General features: G+C 47.4%; 14 protein-coding genes. 7 read left to right on the top strand and 7 right to left on the bottom strand.

The window, feature by feature from the left end; genetic code table 11:
• The first annotated feature begins 166 nt into the window (after window positions 1-166).
• On the top strand, window positions 167-2,041 hold the full coding sequence (locus tag AAC052_RS22280; protein ID WP_339815560.1) for a family 16 glycoside hydrolase: 1,875 nt from the start codon (window positions 167-169) through the stop codon (window positions 2,039-2,041).
• Between the two features lie 18 nt (window positions 2,042-2,059).
• Window positions 2,060-3,982 carry a c-type cytochrome gene (locus AAC052_RS22275; protein ID WP_317489863.1) on the top strand — a complete coding sequence of 641 codons (1,923 nt, stop codon included), beginning with the start codon at window positions 2,060-2,062 and terminating at the stop codon, window positions 3,980-3,982.
• Window positions 3,983-4,041: 59 nt separating this feature from the next.
• Here AAC052_RS22275 and AAC052_RS22270 read toward each other — a convergent pair whose 3' ends face one another.
• Window positions 4,042-4,500 (bottom strand): ankyrin repeat domain-containing protein, encoded by a 459-nt coding sequence (locus tag AAC052_RS22270; protein ID WP_339815559.1) that lies wholly within the window; start codon window positions 4,498-4,500, stop codon window positions 4,042-4,044.
• Window positions 4,501-4,688: 188 nt separating this feature from the next.
• Between AAC052_RS22270 and AAC052_RS22265 the strand changes: the two genes are divergently transcribed.
• From AAC052_RS22265 to AAC052_RS22255, 3 genes are read left to right on the top strand one after another with little or no spacing between them, the layout of a single operon-like run.
• On the top strand, window positions 4,689-5,633 hold the full coding sequence (locus tag AAC052_RS22265; protein WP_317489861.1) for a LysR substrate-binding domain-containing protein: 945 nt from the start codon (window positions 4,689-4,691) through the stop codon (window positions 5,631-5,633).
• A gap of 9 nt (window positions 5,634-5,642) precedes the next feature.
• Window positions 5,643-5,882 carry a hypothetical protein gene (locus AAC052_RS22260; protein ID WP_317489860.1) on the top strand — a complete coding sequence of 80 codons (240 nt, stop codon included), beginning with the start codon at window positions 5,643-5,645 and terminating at the stop codon, window positions 5,880-5,882.
• Window positions 5,883-5,930: 48 nt separating this feature from the next.
• On the top strand, window positions 5,931-6,536 hold the full coding sequence (locus tag AAC052_RS22255; RefSeq protein ID WP_339815558.1) for a DapH/DapD/GlmU-related protein: 606 nt from the start codon (window positions 5,931-5,933) through the stop codon (window positions 6,534-6,536).
• A gap of 130 nt (window positions 6,537-6,666) precedes the next feature.
• On the opposite strand, the gene AAC052_RS22250 is transcribed toward AAC052_RS22255, so the two are convergent.
• The 4 genes from AAC052_RS22250 to AAC052_RS22235 all read right to left on the bottom strand — a co-directional run bounded on the left by AAC052_RS22250 (window position 6,667) and on the right by AAC052_RS22235 (window position 11,197).
• On the bottom strand, window positions 6,667-7,899 hold the full coding sequence (locus AAC052_RS22250) for a hypothetical protein (protein ID WP_339815557.1): 1,233 nt from the start codon (window positions 7,897-7,899) through the stop codon (window positions 6,667-6,669).
• Window positions 7,899-8,891, bottom strand: a complete 993-nt coding sequence (locus AAC052_RS22245) for a kelch repeat-containing protein (RefSeq protein WP_339815556.1) — start codon at window positions 8,889-8,891, stop codon at window positions 7,899-7,901. Before AAC052_RS22245 ends, AAC052_RS22250 begins: the two co-directional genes overlap by 1 nt.
• Window positions 8,892-9,033: 142 nt before the next feature.
• Window positions 9,034-10,326, bottom strand: coding sequence for a DUF4270 family protein (locus AAC052_RS22240; protein WP_339815555.1), 1,293 nt, complete (start codon window positions 10,324-10,326; stop codon window positions 9,034-9,036).
• Window positions 10,327-10,507: 181 nt separating this feature from the next.
• Window positions 10,508-11,197 (bottom strand): carboxypeptidase regulatory-like domain-containing protein, encoded by a 690-nt coding sequence (locus tag AAC052_RS22235; protein ID WP_339815553.1) that lies wholly within the window; start codon window positions 11,195-11,197, stop codon window positions 10,508-10,510.
• Between the two features lie 252 nt (window positions 11,198-11,449).
• Here AAC052_RS22235 and AAC052_RS22230 point away from each other — a divergent pair, with 252 nt between their 5' ends.
• Window positions 11,450-12,583, top strand: coding sequence for a histidine kinase (locus tag AAC052_RS22230; protein WP_339815552.1), 1,134 nt, complete (start codon window positions 11,450-11,452; stop codon window positions 12,581-12,583).
• Window positions 12,580-13,296, top strand: coding sequence for a LytTR family DNA-binding domain-containing protein (locus AAC052_RS22225; RefSeq protein WP_339815550.1), 717 nt, complete (start codon window positions 12,580-12,582; stop codon window positions 13,294-13,296). Before AAC052_RS22230 ends, AAC052_RS22225 begins: the two co-directional genes overlap by 4 nt.
• A 2-nt stretch (window positions 13,297-13,298) precedes the next feature.
• Here the strand turns inward: AAC052_RS22225 and AAC052_RS22220 are convergent, their stop codons facing one another.
• Together AAC052_RS22220 and AAC052_RS22215 are read right to left on the bottom strand one after the other, a co-directional pair.
• A complete protein-coding gene (locus tag AAC052_RS22220) occupies window positions 13,299-15,488 on the bottom strand; it encodes a PQQ-binding-like beta-propeller repeat protein (protein ID WP_339815548.1) in 2,190 nt (729 codons plus the stop codon).
• 60 nt (window positions 15,489-15,548) lie between these two features.
• Window positions 15,549-16,976: a redoxin domain-containing protein gene (locus tag AAC052_RS22215; protein WP_339815547.1), complete on the bottom strand. Its 1,428-nt coding sequence runs from the start codon at window positions 16,974-16,976 to the stop codon at window positions 15,549-15,551.
• Window positions 16,977-17,073 lie beyond the last annotated feature (97 nt).

The following is a 17,073-nucleotide window of genomic DNA, read 5'->3' as shown; positions in this document are numbered from 1 at the left end:
TTTACTCTATTTTACAATTGCGAGCGCCACATTTCCTTCCATTTTTTGCCAAAATTCATATTTCAGCCTAATTTCAGCCCCGCCTATTTAGGTACATACAATGGCTTGTTTTATGGGCTAAGTAAAGCCCACTTTTGCTACTCAGAAATTATAACTACTGATACATATGATGAAACGACTAACATTCTCACTGACTCTCTGGTTGGCAGCATACGCTGGCTGGGCTCAGGAAGGATACAAAACACTCCCGCTAAATGACCTGTCAGCGTTCAAGGCTCAGGCCGGCAACTGGATGATAGTTGGCGACGTAACGATGGACAGAAACCTATCCATTCACCATGAGGCACCGCCAGTTGAAACAGGCAAAAAGAAGAAAAAGAGTAAGGCCGCACCTGAGCCGGAGCATCCAGTAAAGTATACTTCCGGGCAGGGCATCCTCCTCAATTTCAACGACGACCAGAAAAAAGATAACCTGGTCACCAACTGGACTCATGGCGATATTGAGCTGGAGCTTGAGGTCATGATTCCCAAAGGGTCCAACTCTGGCATCTACCTTCAGGGCAACTACGAAGTACAGCTCCTTGACAGCTGGGGGGTGAAAAACCCTGGCTTTGGAGACATTGGAGGTATTTATCGCAACTGGGAAAATGAGCCAGCAAAGGCTTATGCCGGAAAGGCACCCCGGGTAAATGCGGCAAAAGCCCCTGGCCTTTGGCAAACAATTAAAATTTCTTTCCAGGCTCCCCGGTTCAATTCCGCAGGTGAAAAAGTAGAAAATGCCCGGTTTGTATTTGTGGAGCTAAATGGTGTGCGCATTCACGACAACCTTGAAGTACCACGCCTTACGGGCGGCCCGATTAATGACAAGGAAGTAGCAGAAGGGCCCTTGATGATCCAGGGAGATCATGGCCCGGTGGCTTTCAGAAACATTCGCTACAGATTACTAAAGCCAGCTAACGTGTCGCTAACAGGCATCAATTATGAGGTTTTTGATGGCCATTTTGAAAGTGAGAAGGATTTTAAAGACCTGAAGCCGACTTCGATAGGCTCAACAGAGCAGCTGACCTGGGAAGTAGCAAAGAAGGACAACGAGTTTGCTGTAAAATATTACGGAGCCCTGGAAATACCAGCTGACGACACTTACACTTTCAGCGCCAATACCGGCAATGCAATGAAGCTGGTCATTGATGGGCAAACGATTTCCAACTATTATGAGCGAGGTGGAAAGCCCGTAAAGCTTACAAAAGGCACCCATTCGGCTGAAATTACCTACTTTAAATATGTGAGCTGGGCGAGTCCAAACATGGGACTGTGGGTAGAAAGCTCCAACAGCTACCCTCAGGCATTGCACGCCTTTAGCTCTTTCCCTCCTGCCAGCAACGTGGCCTCTCCGATTATTGTCGAAACTGGTAATAGTCCAAGGCTGTTGAGAGCATTTCTTGATTTCAAGAGAGACAGAAGCCAAAGGCTTACGCATACCATTGCCGTGGGTAATCCTGCCGGTCTTAACTACATCTACGACATGAAAAGTGGTAGCGTAGTGTGCCTTTGGAGAGGTGGTTTCATTGACGCAACACCGATGTGGCACGACAGAGGTGACGGCTCATTCTGGCCAATTGGTGTGGTGGAGTACCTGACCAGCAAGCCAACACTGGTATTGCCTGGACAAAGCAGTGCCAACCTTGAGCTAAACAACATCCCTGATTTCAGAAGCAGCGGGTACACCCTTGATGGCGATGGCCTTCCAACCTTTCTCTATACTTACAGCGGAGCGAGCGTGAAAGATAAGAGCAAGCTGGTGGAAGAAGGAAAAGTGCTTCAAAGGGAAATATCTGTTGAAAATGCGCCGACAGGCAGCCAGGTCAGAATAGCCGAAGGCAGCCAGATTAGAAAACTGGATAATGGAGCCTATGCCATCGACGGCTTTGACTACTACATAGAGCTGAAATCAGCACAGGAGGCCACTATTGCCGACAAGGGGGCCACAAAAGAGCTCCTGGTGCCAGCAACTGGTTCGGTTGTTTATCAAATTGTTTGGTAATAAAATCTGAAAGAAATCATGAAAAAATACATCTCATTAATAGCCCTGCTTGTTGGATTCAACGCTTTCTCGCAGGAAGCTGAAGAAAGCGACTTCTACAAGATCATTACCATCCCCACACCGGAGACCATGCTCCTCGAAGTAGGTGGCATCACAACGCTTCCTGACGGAAGGGTGGCCCTCGCTACGAGGCGAGGTGATGTTTGGATAGTAGAGGATCCGTACATGAGGAATAGCAACTTGCCTTCCTTTACCCTTTTCGCCAGCGGCCTTCACGAGCCACTGGGACTGACTTTCAAAGAGAATGCCCTGTTGACAGCACAGCGAGGTGAGCTCACAAAGCTGCAGGACACCAACGGCGACGGGCGGGCCGATGTGTATGAAACCATCTATGCCTGGCCCGTATCAGGTCACTACCATGAATACTCTTATGGCCCCAAAATAGCCCCTGACGGAAGCATGTTCGTATCAGGCAATGTGGCCTTTGGCGACCAGGAGTGGTGGAGAGGTGAAAGCAGAGTGCCGTGGAGAGGCTGGATCATGCGTATTTCACCAGAAGGCGATATGGAGCCATGGGCTACTGGCATGCGATCACCCGCTGGACTAGGAATGATCAACGGAGAACTATTCTATGCCGACAACCAGGGTGATTGGATTGGCTCTGGAGGTATATGGCATATCAAAAAAGGAAGCTTCACCGGGCATCCGGCAGGTTTGAAATGGGCCGACAGAGCGGAATCTCCCGTAACTGTTTCCGCTAAAGAATTCTATGCTAAAGTGCATGACGAAAGAGAGCAAGTAGATGGCCGGTACCTCAAGCCGGAAAATAACGCCGATGAGAAAAACCCGGAAATGCTGTATCATGCAAAAGAAGCGGTACCTGAGATTACGCTGCCAGCGGTATGGTTGCCTCATGGTATCCTGGGCATTTCGAATTCAGAAATTCTTGAGATAGGTGACGACGCCAGCTTTGGCCCATTCAAAAATCAGCTTTTGATTGGCGACCAGGGTCAAAGCAAAATCATGAGGGTAAGCCTTGAAAAAGTGAACGGAGACTACCAGGGTGTGGCCTTCGACTTTATCAAAGATTTCCAATCGGGCGTGCTTCGCATGAGCTGGGGCCATGATGGTTCGCTCTTCGTTGGAGAAACCAACAGGGGTTGGGGCTCGGCAGGAAGCACTACATCTGGCCTTGAACGTGTGGTGTGGACAGGCGAGACTCCCTTCGAAATGCAAACCGTGAAAGCCATGCCCGACGGCTTTGAGATTCGTTTCACTCAGCCAGTCGACAAAACCACTGCGGAAGACCTCGACTCATACGCCGGACAGTCTTTCATTTACAAGTACCACTCTGTTTATGGAAGCCCGCCTATTAATACAGAAAAACTCGGCATTAAAGGCGTGAAGGTAGCCGACGATGGCATGAGTGTAAGACTTGTGGTTGACAACCTCCGCCAATATTATGTACATGAGATCAATCTGCCGGGGATAAAGTCTGCAAATGGATCATCGGTGCTCCACGGCACTGGTTACTACACTTTGAATAATATTCCGGCAGGTGCTAAATTGAACATGACGGAGGTGAGCACCAAACGGTCATCGGCTTCTAAAAAGGTAGCGCCTAAAAAAGTCGCTGCAAAACCAGCAACTCCCAAGGCTTCAGCCAACGCTGTGCTGACGACTGAGGAGATCAAGCCAATTCTGGCCAAAAACACTTGCCTTGCATGCCATCAGGTTGACAAAAGGCAGGTTGGGCCGGCTTATAAAGACATCGCAGCCAGAAGATACACTGCAAAACAGATTGTGGATCTTATCAGGGTACCTAAACCCGAAAACTGGCCTGGCTATTCTACGGAAATGCCTCCAATGCCACAAGTATCAGACGAAGATGCGATGAAAATAGCCAACTGGATCCTTTCATTACAAGAAGAAAGACCCTAAGCGGCTGGAGAACAGAATGAAGGAAATAAAGGCTTCCAGAGTTAACCTGGGAGCTTTTTTTATGCGAGCAGTTTCACAAGCGCTTCCGCTCCGTGTGCCTGAGCGTGGGTCAGGGCTGTGTTCCCTTTGTTGTCCTTCAATTGCTTGTCGGCCCCAGCATCCAGCAAGAGTTTTGCAATTTCAACCTGACCAAAGGTGGTGGCATAAATAAGGGCAGAGGCTCCTTGCTTGTTCTGAATGTTTACATCAGCTCCATGCTCAAGAAGCAATTCCACTATTTCAGCATTGCCCTTAAAGCAAACGCCCATCAATGCAGTGTTACCGGCAGCGTCAATAGCATTTACATCGACACCACTTGAAAGCAGAAACCTTGCGATTTCGATCTGGTCGCTATAGGTCGCTAATACAAGGGGTGTAAAGCCACGGGCATCTGGCCTTGTCAGCAGCGAACTTTCCGCTGTTGCCATCGCCTTCACACCAGCAAGATCACCTTGTCGTATCGAATGAAAAAAATCCATTCCTTTTTCGCTTTTAGTGAAAAGGAGCAGCCTACCGGCTACTCCTTATAAACACCTACTTTATTAGCTGGGTAACTAATATTATCTATGCTTCTACAGCACAAATGTACTGTTGATATAGTTATAATTCAAACTGATTTTTTTTATGATTAAATAGATATGATCTATATTGCAGAAAACATGATTTAATGAACCTACAGCAACTTGAGTACATAGTAGCACTCGATAACGAGAGAAGCTTTTCAAAAGCGTCAGATCAGTGCCACGTCACTCAGCCTACGTTGAGCATGATGATCCAAAAGCTGGAGTCAGAATATGACATAAAAATTTTTGACCGGAGCAAATACCCTGTGGTCCCCACTGAAACGGGTAAAATCCTGATTAGTCAGGCCAGGCTCATTTTGCAGGAGGTACACAAAATACAGGAGCTGGTGCAGGAAAAAAAGAACACGATTGCCGGCGACTTGCAAATTGGCATCATCCCTACCATCGCTCCTTACCTGCTCCCCCTTTTTATCTATGAGTTTACGATCCGGTACCCTCATATCAAGCTGAAAATCTCAGAGCATGTCACAGAAGAAATACTTGAAAAGCTGGATGAAGGAAAACTGGATGCCGGAATACTTGTAAGCCCCGACGACACTAAGCTTTTCAACGCCTTTCCCCTGTACTATGAGCCTTTTGTGGTGTACTCGGCAAGAAAGTTTGACAAAGAGCTATTACTGGCAGAAGACATTGACCCCAATGAGCTGCTGCTGCTTGAAGAGAGCCACTGCTTTCGTTCGCAAATCATTCAGTTCTGTGAATTGCGGGACAAGAAGGAAAACACCCTTGAATTCACCTCTGGCAGCCTGGAAACGCTGAGAAACCTTGCCGATAAAAACCTTGGGATAACGATTTTACCCGAGCTGAGCACTTTGCAGCTCAAAGAAAGCGATGCCATGAAGCTCAAACGTTTCGCTGCACCTGAGCCTTTCCGGGTCATTAGTCTGATGACCCGTCGTGACTTTGTGAAGAAAAGAATGATAACAGCATTCATGGAAGAGATCAAAAAGCACGTCCCGGAGAAATTCCAGGCACCACAGGGCCAGGAAATCGCCTACAGGCGAAAAGAAAAGAAGGTTACATTCTAACTTATGACTGTGAAAAATATACTGATTGAAGGACTTGGCTGGGTGGGTGCTGTTCTGCTATTGGCTGGCTTTGCGCTAACGAGCTACGGTTTTTTGGAGGGAGTATCCTTCGAGTTTCAGTTGTTGAACCTGCTTGGGAGTGGTTTATTGGCCGTTTACACGTATATCAAGAAAGCTTATCCAAATACCGTTCTTAACATCATCTGGATAGCCATAAGTGTGGTTGCAATAATTAATATCTTCATTTGAGTCAGTCAACAAGGGGCGACATCCTCTTTAGTAAAGAAACGAGCAAAAATGACAATAGGTGACTACATAGCAATATTTGATACGCATTTTGAAAAGCATAACAACCTGTCTCCCTGGCAAATTACCTCAAGGCTAATGGAGATACTCACAGATTTGCTAGCTTCCTGTGATAGTGGTTTTTCTAAACACGAGGGTATTGCCGTGCATAAAACAGCAATAATTGAAAAAGGGGCTATCATCAAAGCGCCAGCTATTATTGGCCCGAAAAGCTTCATTGGGGCACATGCTTACCTGCGTGGAGGTGTCTTCCTCGGGCAAGAAGTGACTATCGGACCAGGCTGTGAAGTAAAAACGAGCATCGTTTTCGATCACAGCAGCCTGGCTCATTTCAATTTCGTTGGAGACAGCATTATCGGAAGCAATGTAAACTTTGAAGCAGGCGCTGTCATCGCCAATCATTATAATGAAAGACCGGACAAGCAAATAAGAGTCCTGCATCAAAGCAGGGCTATTGAAACCGGCAGCACAAAATTCGGTGCCCTGGTAGGCGACAACTGCAAGGTAGGGGCCAACGCAGTGTTGTCGCCCGGCACGGTACTTGAGAAAAACAAAGTCGTGAAGCGACTGGAGTTGGTTGAGCAGGTTATAGAATGATTTGACGAAGAAAGCCGTCCACCTTGCAAAGGCTTAAAAAAAGAAAAACCACCGTTATGTCACAGTGGTCTTTGCAATTGAGTAAGGGTTTGAATAAATCTTTACTCGTTGTCTACAAACTCAAAATTTTCTAGTCGTAGGCCCGCTTTTGAAACCATTTGTCATGCAGGCTCAGGCCAACACTTACTGTGTAAACTGACTCTCTTCCAGTGGCGCTTGTCCCCATTTGTTCCCAGCCAAAGCCCAGATTAATTCTTGACATATAATTGCTCAGGGGGAGGCTTAGTCCGCCGGTTACCCCGTAGCCAGCCAGCTGCTGCTCGGTTAACTTCCAGGGTTTTGTTTCATAGAAGAAGCCAGCCCTCACAACTGCTCTGCCAAAATAGGATTGACTTGCCGGATTGGGCATCCAGTCGACGCCTCCGGAAAACCTCCGGGTATCAAGCATTGTCACCTCGTTACCGAGAAAAGCCTTCGAATAATCCTTATAGAGGAAATCGCCACTGACAGCCACCTTGTCGAATAGAGATACCTCCAGCCCCACTCCGTATTCATCCGGGGTTATATAATCATCAGGATAAGAATCCCAACCGATGAGCAGACTTGACGTTTCGGCGTTGATGAGCTGGTTGGTTTGAACAGTTTTCAGCTGAGTGCCTTTCTTCCATATGCCTCCAGCGTTGATATAACTATTCTTCCCGAATTTCTGTTGATACTGCATGCCAAAGTCAAAAGCAAAGTTGGCAAGAGACAGCCGGTCTCTGGCATAAGTTTCGTCCAGCTCGTCCAGCTGCACCTTCGTTTCCCGCTGTAGCGATCCAAAAAGGTAGTTGGCATTGAAGCCGAAAGAAAGTCGCTTCCAAATCGTATAACCAGCCCCAACATAATAGCGATTCACCCCTCCTGTGCCTTTGTTCAACACATCGTAATTGCCGTAGCCAGCCAGGTTTTTTACCTCGTTGATATTGTAGCCCATTTTTGAGTAGGGCGACATACCCACCACCAATCCCAGATTGTTCATTGGCTTGAACCACATCGTTAGGTTGGTGATGGAGCTTTCTACCGAATTATAATGGCTGTCGCTGAAGGTGAAATCATGAAATGAAAAAGCATAATCGGCCAGGAAAATATAGTTTGACGGAACAATCGGGCTTGTATAGGCAGCCGGGTTGGCGGTGTTTAAGTCGTACCACGGCCGACTGCCAATGCCCGTTCCTCCTTTGGCTGTATTGATGTCGGAGCCCTGTGTCACCAGCTGGCCGATGCCATAGTAACTATAGGGCGAGCCATAAATATCCTGCCCCGTAACGACAGCCAGGGTGCAAAGAAGTAAGACAAATGTTAGGATGACGCCTTTCATCATCAAAGATCTTCGTCGTACACTTCTTCAGGTTTGAACTCCCAAATGTCATCCAACCTTACTGTGGAGCTCCGTCCAGTGGTTACAAAAATTCTGCTGCCTGCCACAAATGCAACTGCATCCTCCCTGGCGGGGCCTTCTATACCCGTATATTCGGACCAAAGGTCGGTGACAGGGTTATATTCCCAGGTGCTTACCAGCAAGCCGCTAAAATTACCCGTCGTGATATACCCCTTGCCATCTCTGCTAAAAGCAACAGCATTGTGCCTAACCAACAGGTAGTCGTCATCGTCGTCAAGATCCAGCATCTGCTGCCACGTCCCGGCCACCATATCATAGGCCCAGAAATCGTACTGATAAACACCGTTGTTTCTGCCAGTGCCTACATATGCCTTGTTGTCGATAGTGAATGCCACTGCATCCACCCGCTTGGATCCACCTATACTGATCACCTGCGTCCACTCATTGGCAGCCGGGTCGTAGGTCCAAAAGTCCTTCAGGTCATTGCCATCGTAGCCAGTACCAACGTATCCATTGGTGCTTGAATTAAAGGCAACGGCGCCATACCTGGCCGATCCGCCAAAGTCAGCGACTTGCGTCCATGTGTCCGTAGCAGGATCGTACTCCCAGAAATCGCCTAGATTATTTAATCCATCGTAGCCGGTACCCACATAACCTTTTCCGGCGACACTAAAAGCGACGGCGGCACTTCTTTTCACTCCAGGAAAATCTGCCTTTCTCAACCAAAAGTTCAAAGACGGATCATACTCCCACAAATCGCTAAGGTATTCTGTGCCGGTGTAGCCAGTAGCCACATATGCCTTCTCTCCTATGCTGAAAGAAACAGCGCCACTTCTTGTTACTCCTTCAAAGTCAGACACCTTGGTCCAGTTTCCCTGTGAGTCGTCGTCCTCACTATCATCGAGACATCCGGTGGATATAATACCCAGGCCCAGGAAAAGAAGCCATTTCATTCTTAAATTCATCCATTTCATCTGTATAAAGTTTATTTTTCTAGCGGCCAGATGGAATAGCCAAAACCTTTTGGAAGCGCTAGTCGACTATTCTCCGACTTTATTCATTCTGCTGGGTATGGACTTTCCATATGGCTATTTCATCTTATTCATCTATGTGTGTTTAATTCTCATCCGTATCTAGAGGTATATAGTATACCTGGAGCTTCATACCGTCCTGCCAGGCACCGTCTTTCAAGTACACCCTGCCTGCACCAAAAAGCATCGCATTTTCGTCAAGGCCCAAAAGAATGGAGTAATCGTTTGACTGATCCGTGTCGAGCAGGTTGTTTACCAGGTCCGTCACTTCAAGGCGGTAGTAAGTATCCTTCCCAAATTCGTCATCAAGCACAAACTCACTACTGGTGTTAAATGCGCCCAGCGGATAATTGTCAATGCTTCCATAATATCCGGTAATAGAAGTTGGCAGATTGGTATTGGTTCCGCTTCGGTAGGTTCCGGCTACCGGCCTTATTACCAAATCGGCGTGGGGTATGTACACACTGCCAGGCAGGATAAGAAGCTCCTCGATATGTGGAATTTCCACCTTTGTCATTATGTAGGCACCCGCCTGGATAAAGGAGTAATTGCTGGTTAGACCGGAGCTTACCTCATCTAGTTGGCTTTCAAGGCCTCGCAGGGTCGTTGACTTTGGGTTGAAGGTTGTCCTATTGAAACAAACCGTGCCCTGGCTTACGGGAAACTTGTAGGTGAGCTGCGTGGGGGGTATGTTGGTGTAGTCCGAGTAGTAGAGCTTAAGACTAGAATTGGCTTTTGTAAAGCCTAAAAAACCCTCACTGCCTGCCCCGCGAACCAGCGCAAATCCTTTGAGAAAATCAGTAAAAAGAACCAGGCTGAAAAGCTCGCCTGCACTGGTGAGCCCTTTTTGAAGCAACTCCTTGCCTAGTTTGTCTGGAAGCCTAATCTCAAGAGAATCAGTGGTATTAGGTCTTGGCTTAAAGGAGTGGCTCGTTAGTGGAGCCTTTTCTAACGTAAAATCGGCAGTGTTGTAAACGGTGCCATAGGCGTTGTACTCGATGTTTTCAGCTAACCTGTAGATATCGATAGTTTGAGTCTGAAGGGTATCAAAGTAATTATAGTCGTAGTAGAGCACAAGGGTCAGGCTATCGAACCGGGAAGCATCAGGCGGGTAAAACGAGTAGTCCTGGTAGGCTACTTCGAAAAAGGAGGTCGACGTAATTTCCCCAATGTATTCGTCCTCATGACGTCCCACCAGCAAACGTTCGGTATCGGATGTTACAAAAGAATCGAGACGAACAGTGGACACATCAAGTGTAAGTGTGTCAATAATTATGAAGTCGGGGGTAATATCATCGATCAAATCTACCGACACCGGCAGAAGGTCATTCTCTACACAGCTGGCGATTGCCACAGCAATACCGAGCAGCAGAACCATAACTTTTAACTTGCCAGCTATTTTCTTAATACCCATACCCTTTTCTCACTCCTACTACAATTGGAAAATTGAAATCTTCAATAAAATTGATGCTGAAAGCCCGGGTGCCGAAATTTTTTCAACCAACCATCCGAAAATCTCAACGACCAGCATCAGCTAACCCATTTTAGAATCTGCTCCGTTACTGTTCGCTGTCCGAATACCTCAACCACTTTTCATATTGCGATGCTGTGAGCAGTTCCTCCAGTCGTTGGTTTCTGGACTTTCTAACTTGGTATAATTTGGCGTTGAAGGTGCTGTCGCCAGGGTTTGATTGTAGCTCAATGACCCGGGAAAAATACTTTTGGTTGGTTAGCTCAATCACTGCTTCCTGCGTGGGTGTCAACTGAAGTCTGTTTCTCATCTTCCTTGTCATGGAGTTGGCAAGTGCCATTGGGTCGTTTTCTTTGCTGCGATAGAACTGTTCCCCTGGCGTGTCCACGACAGCCAGCCGCAAGCCGCTTCTACGCTTTTTTCTTTTAACTTTTTTTGCTTTCCCTCCATCCAATATCAGGTCTGCTGAAAGTTCGATGTTCATATTCTCCCCACAATCACTACCGGTGATTCGGTTGTTAAAACTGACATACCCAGGAAAAGAGACGCAAAGTAAAAAGTCTCCGTCAGCGGGAAGTGCTATGGAAAATGCTCCGTTAAAGTCCGTGATTGTACTGGTTTTAACTGCTTTATCGTGGTATGCGCTCAAGCTGACAACGGCTCCAATCAATGGGACGTCTATGCAGGCATCCTTCACCGTACCTGTGAAAAAAACCTGTTCTGCCCGACTTGTAATGAAACCGAAAAATAGACCACTCAAAAGCATCGCCTTTTTCATCCACCCTCCTTTATGAATTGATTGGCGAAGTAGTGAACGTTCCTGCTGTGAAGAAAATTTATTCAACCAAGCAGTGCTATTTCTCAACAAACAAGCCTGAAACGAAAAAAGATTACCTAAAACAAGCCATAGATAAACTTCACGATGGTAGGCATTTACGATGTGTTGGGTGATAAAATCGATGCGTAGATTGAATAGGTTTGAGTATAATAAGTTGGGTGGGTATCTTTCGACCCTATTTAAATTGCGACGATGCCAAAACCGATTACGATCAAGACATATCTATCACATGCAGCCTTTTGGTTGGGTTTTCTCTCATTCTATGTCTTTGTTCTCAACGGCCCTTTCACCTTTGAAAAGGCACTTACCCAAAGCGTCATTAACCTCAGTGTCATCATACCCCTTGCTTACTTTAACATGGCTGTGCTAACACCCAAATATGTAAGCAGTCAATCAAAAGCAGCCTCCGCCTCGTTGATTATCCTCCTCATCATAATCGGTGCCTCCATACTTACATTCTTCCATGAGATCAACTTACTCGACGCCTATAAACCAGACGGTTTTTCGGATCGGATGCAGCCATTTAACAACAGAATGCCGTCCGAAAATCTGCGGATGCAAAACCAACCAGAAGACGGTGAATGGTCGTTTAGAGCCAGGGCTGAGCCTGGATTTAGTCGTCGTATCATGTGGTTTCCGATGTTCATCCAAACAGGCACCATCATCCTGCTAACCACCATTTACAAAGTGACCCAAATTGCCAGCGAAAGAATAAAGGAAACCCTGATGCTGAAAAGTGAAAAGTTGGACTCCGAGCTTCGGTTCCTTAAGTCGCAGATCAATCCACACTTTCTTTTCAATGCGATGAACAATATCTATACACTGTCGCTACTGAAGTCCGACAAAACACCCGAAGTGGTGCTGAAGCTCTCTGATATGCTGAAATACAATATTTACGAGAGTGAGAACAAAGAGCGTGTGCCGGTATCGAAAGAGGTTGCCTATATCAACAACTACATCGCCATTTACATTCTTAAAGACAACGACATCAAGGACAACATAAAGTTCGAATACGACACGCCTGAAGATGTTTACTTAGCCCCCATGCTGCTTACCCCGTTTGTGGAAAATGCCTTCAAACACGGCAATATTGAAGATACCTCTAAGGGGAGAATCAGTATCGACCTGAAGGTAGAAGCCGACCTACTCACCTTCCGATGCCAAAACAGTCTTTCTGCTAACAAGAAATCGAAAGACAAAGAGGGTGGTATTGGCATAGCCAACGTCAAAAGAAGGCTTGAGCTTATTTACCCTGGACGGCATGAGCTAAAAACCTGGGACACTGCCGAAGAGTTTACCGTCGAGATGAAAATATTGTTATCATGAGCCCCTCAAGCAAAATCCGTTGCATCATCGTCGACGATGAAGAGCTGGCCAGGGCCCTGATCAAAGAATACGTGTCCAAAATCCCGACGCTGGAGCTCATAGGTTCATTCAAAAGTCCACTGGAGGCCATGGAGCTTCTACAGACCACTTCCGTCGATCTCATGTTTCTCGACATTCAGATGCCAGATCTTACCGGCATCCAATTTTTGAAGTCACTTGAAAAAAAGCCAGTTGTTATTTTCACCACAGCCTACCCCGAATATGCACTTGAGGGATATGAACTCGATGTAGTGGACTACCTGGTGAAGCCTGTAAGCATTGAACGATTCCTCCACGGCGTGAACAAGGCCACAAAGATCCTCCACAATAAAACGGGGAGTTCAGGCAACACCAGTCAGCCGGATTTTATTGTAGTTCACGCTGACCACAAGATATACAGGCTGCCACTGGCAGACATCCTATACATTGAAGGGTTGAGAGAGTATGTATCGTACTTTACTGCCGATGGCAAAAGAATCATAGCCCTTGAGTCGCTAAAAAGACTGGAAGAAATACTTCCCGCCCACATGTTTATGCGGGTGCATAAATCATACATTGTGCCCATCAACCGGGTGCGTGTGATCGAGGGCAATATGGTGATGATAGAAAAAAAGGGCATCCCTATCGGTGCCAGCTACAAGGAAGCAACGCTCAAAGCCCTGATGCCCGGCTAGCCTTACTCCGGCAACGCAAACGCCACGTATTCATCACCCGACTTTGCTCCGATTTTACCACCACCGCAGGCGATCACAACGTATTGCTTACCATCCACCATATACACAGCCGGAGTAGCAAAGCCCGAGGCCGGTAGGTCAGCTTCCCAGAGCACCTCGCCACTTACTTTGTCGAACGCCCTTATCTTTTCATCCTTGGTGGCTGCAATAAACACCAGGCCGCCTTTGGTGGAAACGGGCCCTCCATAGTTTTCAGTGCCAGTCGCCGGAATACCCTTTTCAGTCAATTCTTTCAACTCTCCCAGCGTCTTCTTCCAAAGCAGCTTGCCCGTGTTGAGGTCAACAGCGTTCAGCGTTCCCCAGGGTGGTTTAATGCCGGGATATCCGTTTTCGTCTATGAAGCGGTTGTACCCAGTCATCCTGAAGGGGATCTCGGGTGTCCGGGCCTGAATTTTATTGCCATCCACTTCCGGTACCGCCTCCTTGTCCTCCAAGTCGAGCACAAACGCCATCAAGGCTTCCTGCTCCCCATCAGGAATTTGCTTGAAAGCTGGCATCATATTTTTGCCGGTTGAAATGAGGGTGGACAGCTGTGCTTTATTGTAGCGTTGGTTCAAATCAATCAGCGACGGATAAGCCGCTCCATTGCCCTTTCTTTCGGGCCCATGACACGACATGCAATACTTGTTGTAAACACCCTGACCAATGCCCTTCAAAGAAGAGCCACCTGTGCTAGTGGCGGGCGCCTCCACCATGTGCAAGGCCCAGGGCATTTCGCTGGAATTCACATACAGGATACCCGACTCAGGGTCAACCGAAGCCCCACCCCACTCTCCGCCGCCATCATAGCCAGGGAAAATCCAGGAGCCCTCTTTGCTTGGAGGCGTAAATGCCTCACTATATTTTACTGTCTTAAATTTCTCCAGCAGATACGCATAAGCCTCCGGAGTGGTGCCATACACATCTGCTTCAGTGAACGACTGCCGGGCAAACGGCTCCGGCAGGGTGGGCACAGGCTGCGTTGGCCAGGGCGCTTCACCGTCAAGTGCGAAGGTGGGTACCGGCACCTCCTCAATCGGAAAGATCGGGTCTCCTGTTTCTCTCTCCAGAAGAAAAACATAACCGTGCTTGGTAATCTGCGCCACAGCGTCCACCATTTTTCCTTCATGATTGACAGTGGTAAGGATAGGATTGGTAGCCAGATCCCTGTCCCACAGGTCATGGTGCACCACCTGATAGTGCCAGATATATTTGCCCGTGCCAGCGTCCAGCGCTATGACGCAATTGGCAAAAAGGTTCTCGCCCTTGCGAAAGCCTCCGTAAAAGTCGGGGTTGGCCGTGCCAGTCGATACGAAAACGATGCCCCGTTCTTCGTCCAACGACATACCCGACCAGTCGTTGGCTCCTCCTATTTTTTTCCAGGCATCAGGATCTTCCCAGGTGTCGTAGCCTTTTTCGCCAGGATGAGGAATCGTGTGAAAGATCCATTTCCGCTCACCGGTTCTCACATCAAAAGCCCTGATGTGGCCGGGCAGGGCATCAGGCCCTTCCGACAACCGCATGCCCATGATGATCAGGTCGTTGAAAATAACCCCGGGCGTGGTGCCAGAAGCATACGTTTTGCTGATATCCAGGTCGGTATCCAGCTGCTCCCTAAGATCAATATGCCCACCTTTCCCAAAGCTTTTCACCAGCTGGCCCGTCTCTGTATTTACGGCATACAGGTTCTCAGCAATACTGTAATAAATACGGCTATCGTTACCAGCTTCATCCGCCCAGTACATCACTCCCCGGTTCACCGCAAACCAAAACCTGTCCTCGGTTAGCTGCTCCCGGGTCTCCTTGAAAGGATCAAAAACCCACCTTTCCGCACCAGTCGCAGCGTCCAGGGCAAATAGCTTTGACTCTGCGGAAGTGCCATACAGTACCCCGTCGACAATGATTGGGTTGCATTGGATTTGCGACCGGTTTTTTGGGTCTTTGTCTCCCGTGCTGTAGCGCCAGGCCTCCCGTAGCTTACTTACATTCTGCTTGTTGATTTGATCATTCGAAGAATACCTTTCACCCATTTTGGATCCGGCGTAGGCAGGCCAGCCACTGTAGTCGCCAGAAGCTTTTTCACACGATGAAAAAAGAAAGGAAACAAGAATAAATAAAGCAAAACAGCTTGCAAAGGAGCGGGGAGTTGTCATTGTTAGTAGGTTTCAGCCAAAAATTTAGCGCAAAAAAAACCCAAGCACAACTAATACTATTTAATCCTCCCCAGCAGGGCGCTGCACAGCCCGATATTGCTCAATAAACCCTGCCAGCTGTTCTACCTCCAGCTTCTTAGCAATGATCTTTTTATTTTTATCGAGTATATAAACCTGCGGAGTGGTTCTTACATTGTAGTCCCGGCGCATATTGCTTCTGAAGTAAGGATCAGCGCCATTGATCCAATCGAGCTCATACTCATATACAAACCGGCGCCACTCCTCAATATCGGTCGATATGCAGATGCCCATCACTTCCACTCCACTGTCTTTCAGTCGATGGTATTCTTCCAAAAGCACCGGCGTTGACTTCTTGCAGTGCCCACAGTTTGGGTCATAAAAAAAGAGAATGGTGAACTCGGCCTTTACCTGACTCAGGTTGATCGGTGATAGCAAGGTATCCAGCAATTGAAGAGTGGGAGCCTGCTTACCAACAAGGTTGGGGCTCACAAACTCCACTTCCTCAGCAAGTTTTTCTTTGTCTTCATTGCTCAGCCAGTCTGCCTTATCGGTGAGGTAATACTTTTCTGCCAGGTTCACCATTACACCATCCATGCCCATGATTTTAGACTCCTGGTATTTTTTAAACAGCGTAACCAGCCAAAACCTGAACGCATCGGGCTGATCAAGCACTTTGGTCATTATCTTGTCTACAGACACATTGATAGTGTCAGGATGCTGAATCACCACTTTGTCGAGAAAATGGATAACCGGCGACTTCAATACGGGCGTCCTGAGCAGTCCCGAATCATCAAAATCGATGCTTTCAAAATACTTCCTTTTGTAGTACTCGTATTTCAACCTGCCCCTTTCCAGGTCATCGGTCACTTCGCTATACTCAGGTATGCCAGGCACATCGGGCAATGCCATCAGGCGTACAAACTTGGCTACAAACGATTCGGGATACTTGGCAATGAGGTTTTGCCTGAAGTCATTCAGTTTTTCATTTACCTGCTTGTCTTCTTCAAAAATAGCCGAAGAGTCGGCTGCTGTGGAAGCCTGCTCCAGCTTCTTTCTTATGGCTTGCTTCTGGGTTTGAAGCTCCACCATTCCCAATTGAAATTCTTTGAACACCAAGTTCTCCGGCGATGATGTCACCTCCATGGTTCGGAAGGCTCCCTCTTTGGTAGTCTTCAGGCTGAACTTCTGCTCCTTTACTATCAACTCCAGAAAGTAATTAGGGGTGTAAAGAAAGTAGATGCCTGTAGGCAGCTCCTTCGCTCCTGTAAAACGATACACGCCGGGAGCAGTCGCCCGGGTGGTATCAGTCAGAAACCGTTGATCGCCGAACACATAGCCCAGGTAGGCCACGCTGTCCTGCATACCTTCCACAGTTATTTTTATATCATACCCCTGGCCAAACGTTTTTATGTTTAGCCCTAAAAAAATAAGAGCGGTGAATGTGAATCTTATAAGGGTTTTATTCATAGTCTGATACTAATCGCCAAACCAAAGGTAATGAGCAATCCAAAGTTTAAAAATGTTTAATTCTATTTACATTTGAGTTCTCCCTTAAAAAATATCT

It is taken from the genome of uncultured Imperialibacter sp. (genome assembly GCF_963974565.1).
In the GTDB taxonomy this organism is placed as follows: domain Bacteria; phylum Bacteroidota; class Bacteroidia; order Cytophagales; family Cyclobacteriaceae; genus Imperialibacter; species Imperialibacter roseus.
Note: the sequence above shows the minus strand (reverse complement) of the source record. Positions and strands in the feature narration are given on the sequence as shown.

Coding starts and splice junctions, on each gene's coding strand:
- AAC052_RS22280 (WP_339815560.1), top strand. CDS start 167: ATGATGAAACGACTAACATTCTCACTGACTCTCTGGTTGGCAGCATAC.
- AAC052_RS22275 (WP_317489863.1), top strand. CDS start 2,060: ATGAAAAAATACATCTCATTAATAGCCCTGCTTGTTGGATTCAACGCT.
- AAC052_RS22270 (WP_339815559.1), bottom strand. CDS start 4,500: ATGGATTTTTTTCATTCGATACGACAAGGTGATCTTGCTGGTGTGAAG.
- AAC052_RS22265 (WP_317489861.1), top strand. CDS start 4,689: ATGAACCTACAGCAACTTGAGTACATAGTAGCACTCGATAACGAGAGA.
- AAC052_RS22255 (WP_339815558.1), top strand. CDS start 5,931: ATGACAATAGGTGACTACATAGCAATATTTGATACGCATTTTGAAAAG.
- AAC052_RS22250 (WP_339815557.1), bottom strand. CDS start 7,899: ATGATGAAAGGCGTCATCCTAACATTTGTCTTACTTCTTTGCACCCTG.
- AAC052_RS22245 (WP_339815556.1), bottom strand. CDS start 8,891: ATGAAATGGATGAATTTAAGAATGAAATGGCTTCTTTTCCTGGGCCTG.
- AAC052_RS22240 (WP_339815555.1), bottom strand. CDS start 10,326: ATGGTTCTGCTGCTCGGTATTGCTGTGGCAATCGCCAGCTGTGTAGAG.
- AAC052_RS22235 (WP_339815553.1), bottom strand. CDS start 11,197: ATGAAAAAGGCGATGCTTTTGAGTGGTCTATTTTTCGGTTTCATTACA.
- AAC052_RS22230 (WP_339815552.1), top strand. CDS start 11,450: ATGCCAAAACCGATTACGATCAAGACATATCTATCACATGCAGCCTTT.
- AAC052_RS22225 (WP_339815550.1), top strand. CDS start 12,580: ATGAGCCCCTCAAGCAAAATCCGTTGCATCATCGTCGACGATGAAGAG.
- AAC052_RS22220 (WP_339815548.1), bottom strand. CDS start 15,488: ATGACAACTCCCCGCTCCTTTGCAAGCTGTTTTGCTTTATTTATTCTT.
- AAC052_RS22215 (WP_339815547.1), bottom strand. CDS start 16,976: ATGAATAAAACCCTTATAAGATTCACATTCACCGCTCTTATTTTTTTA.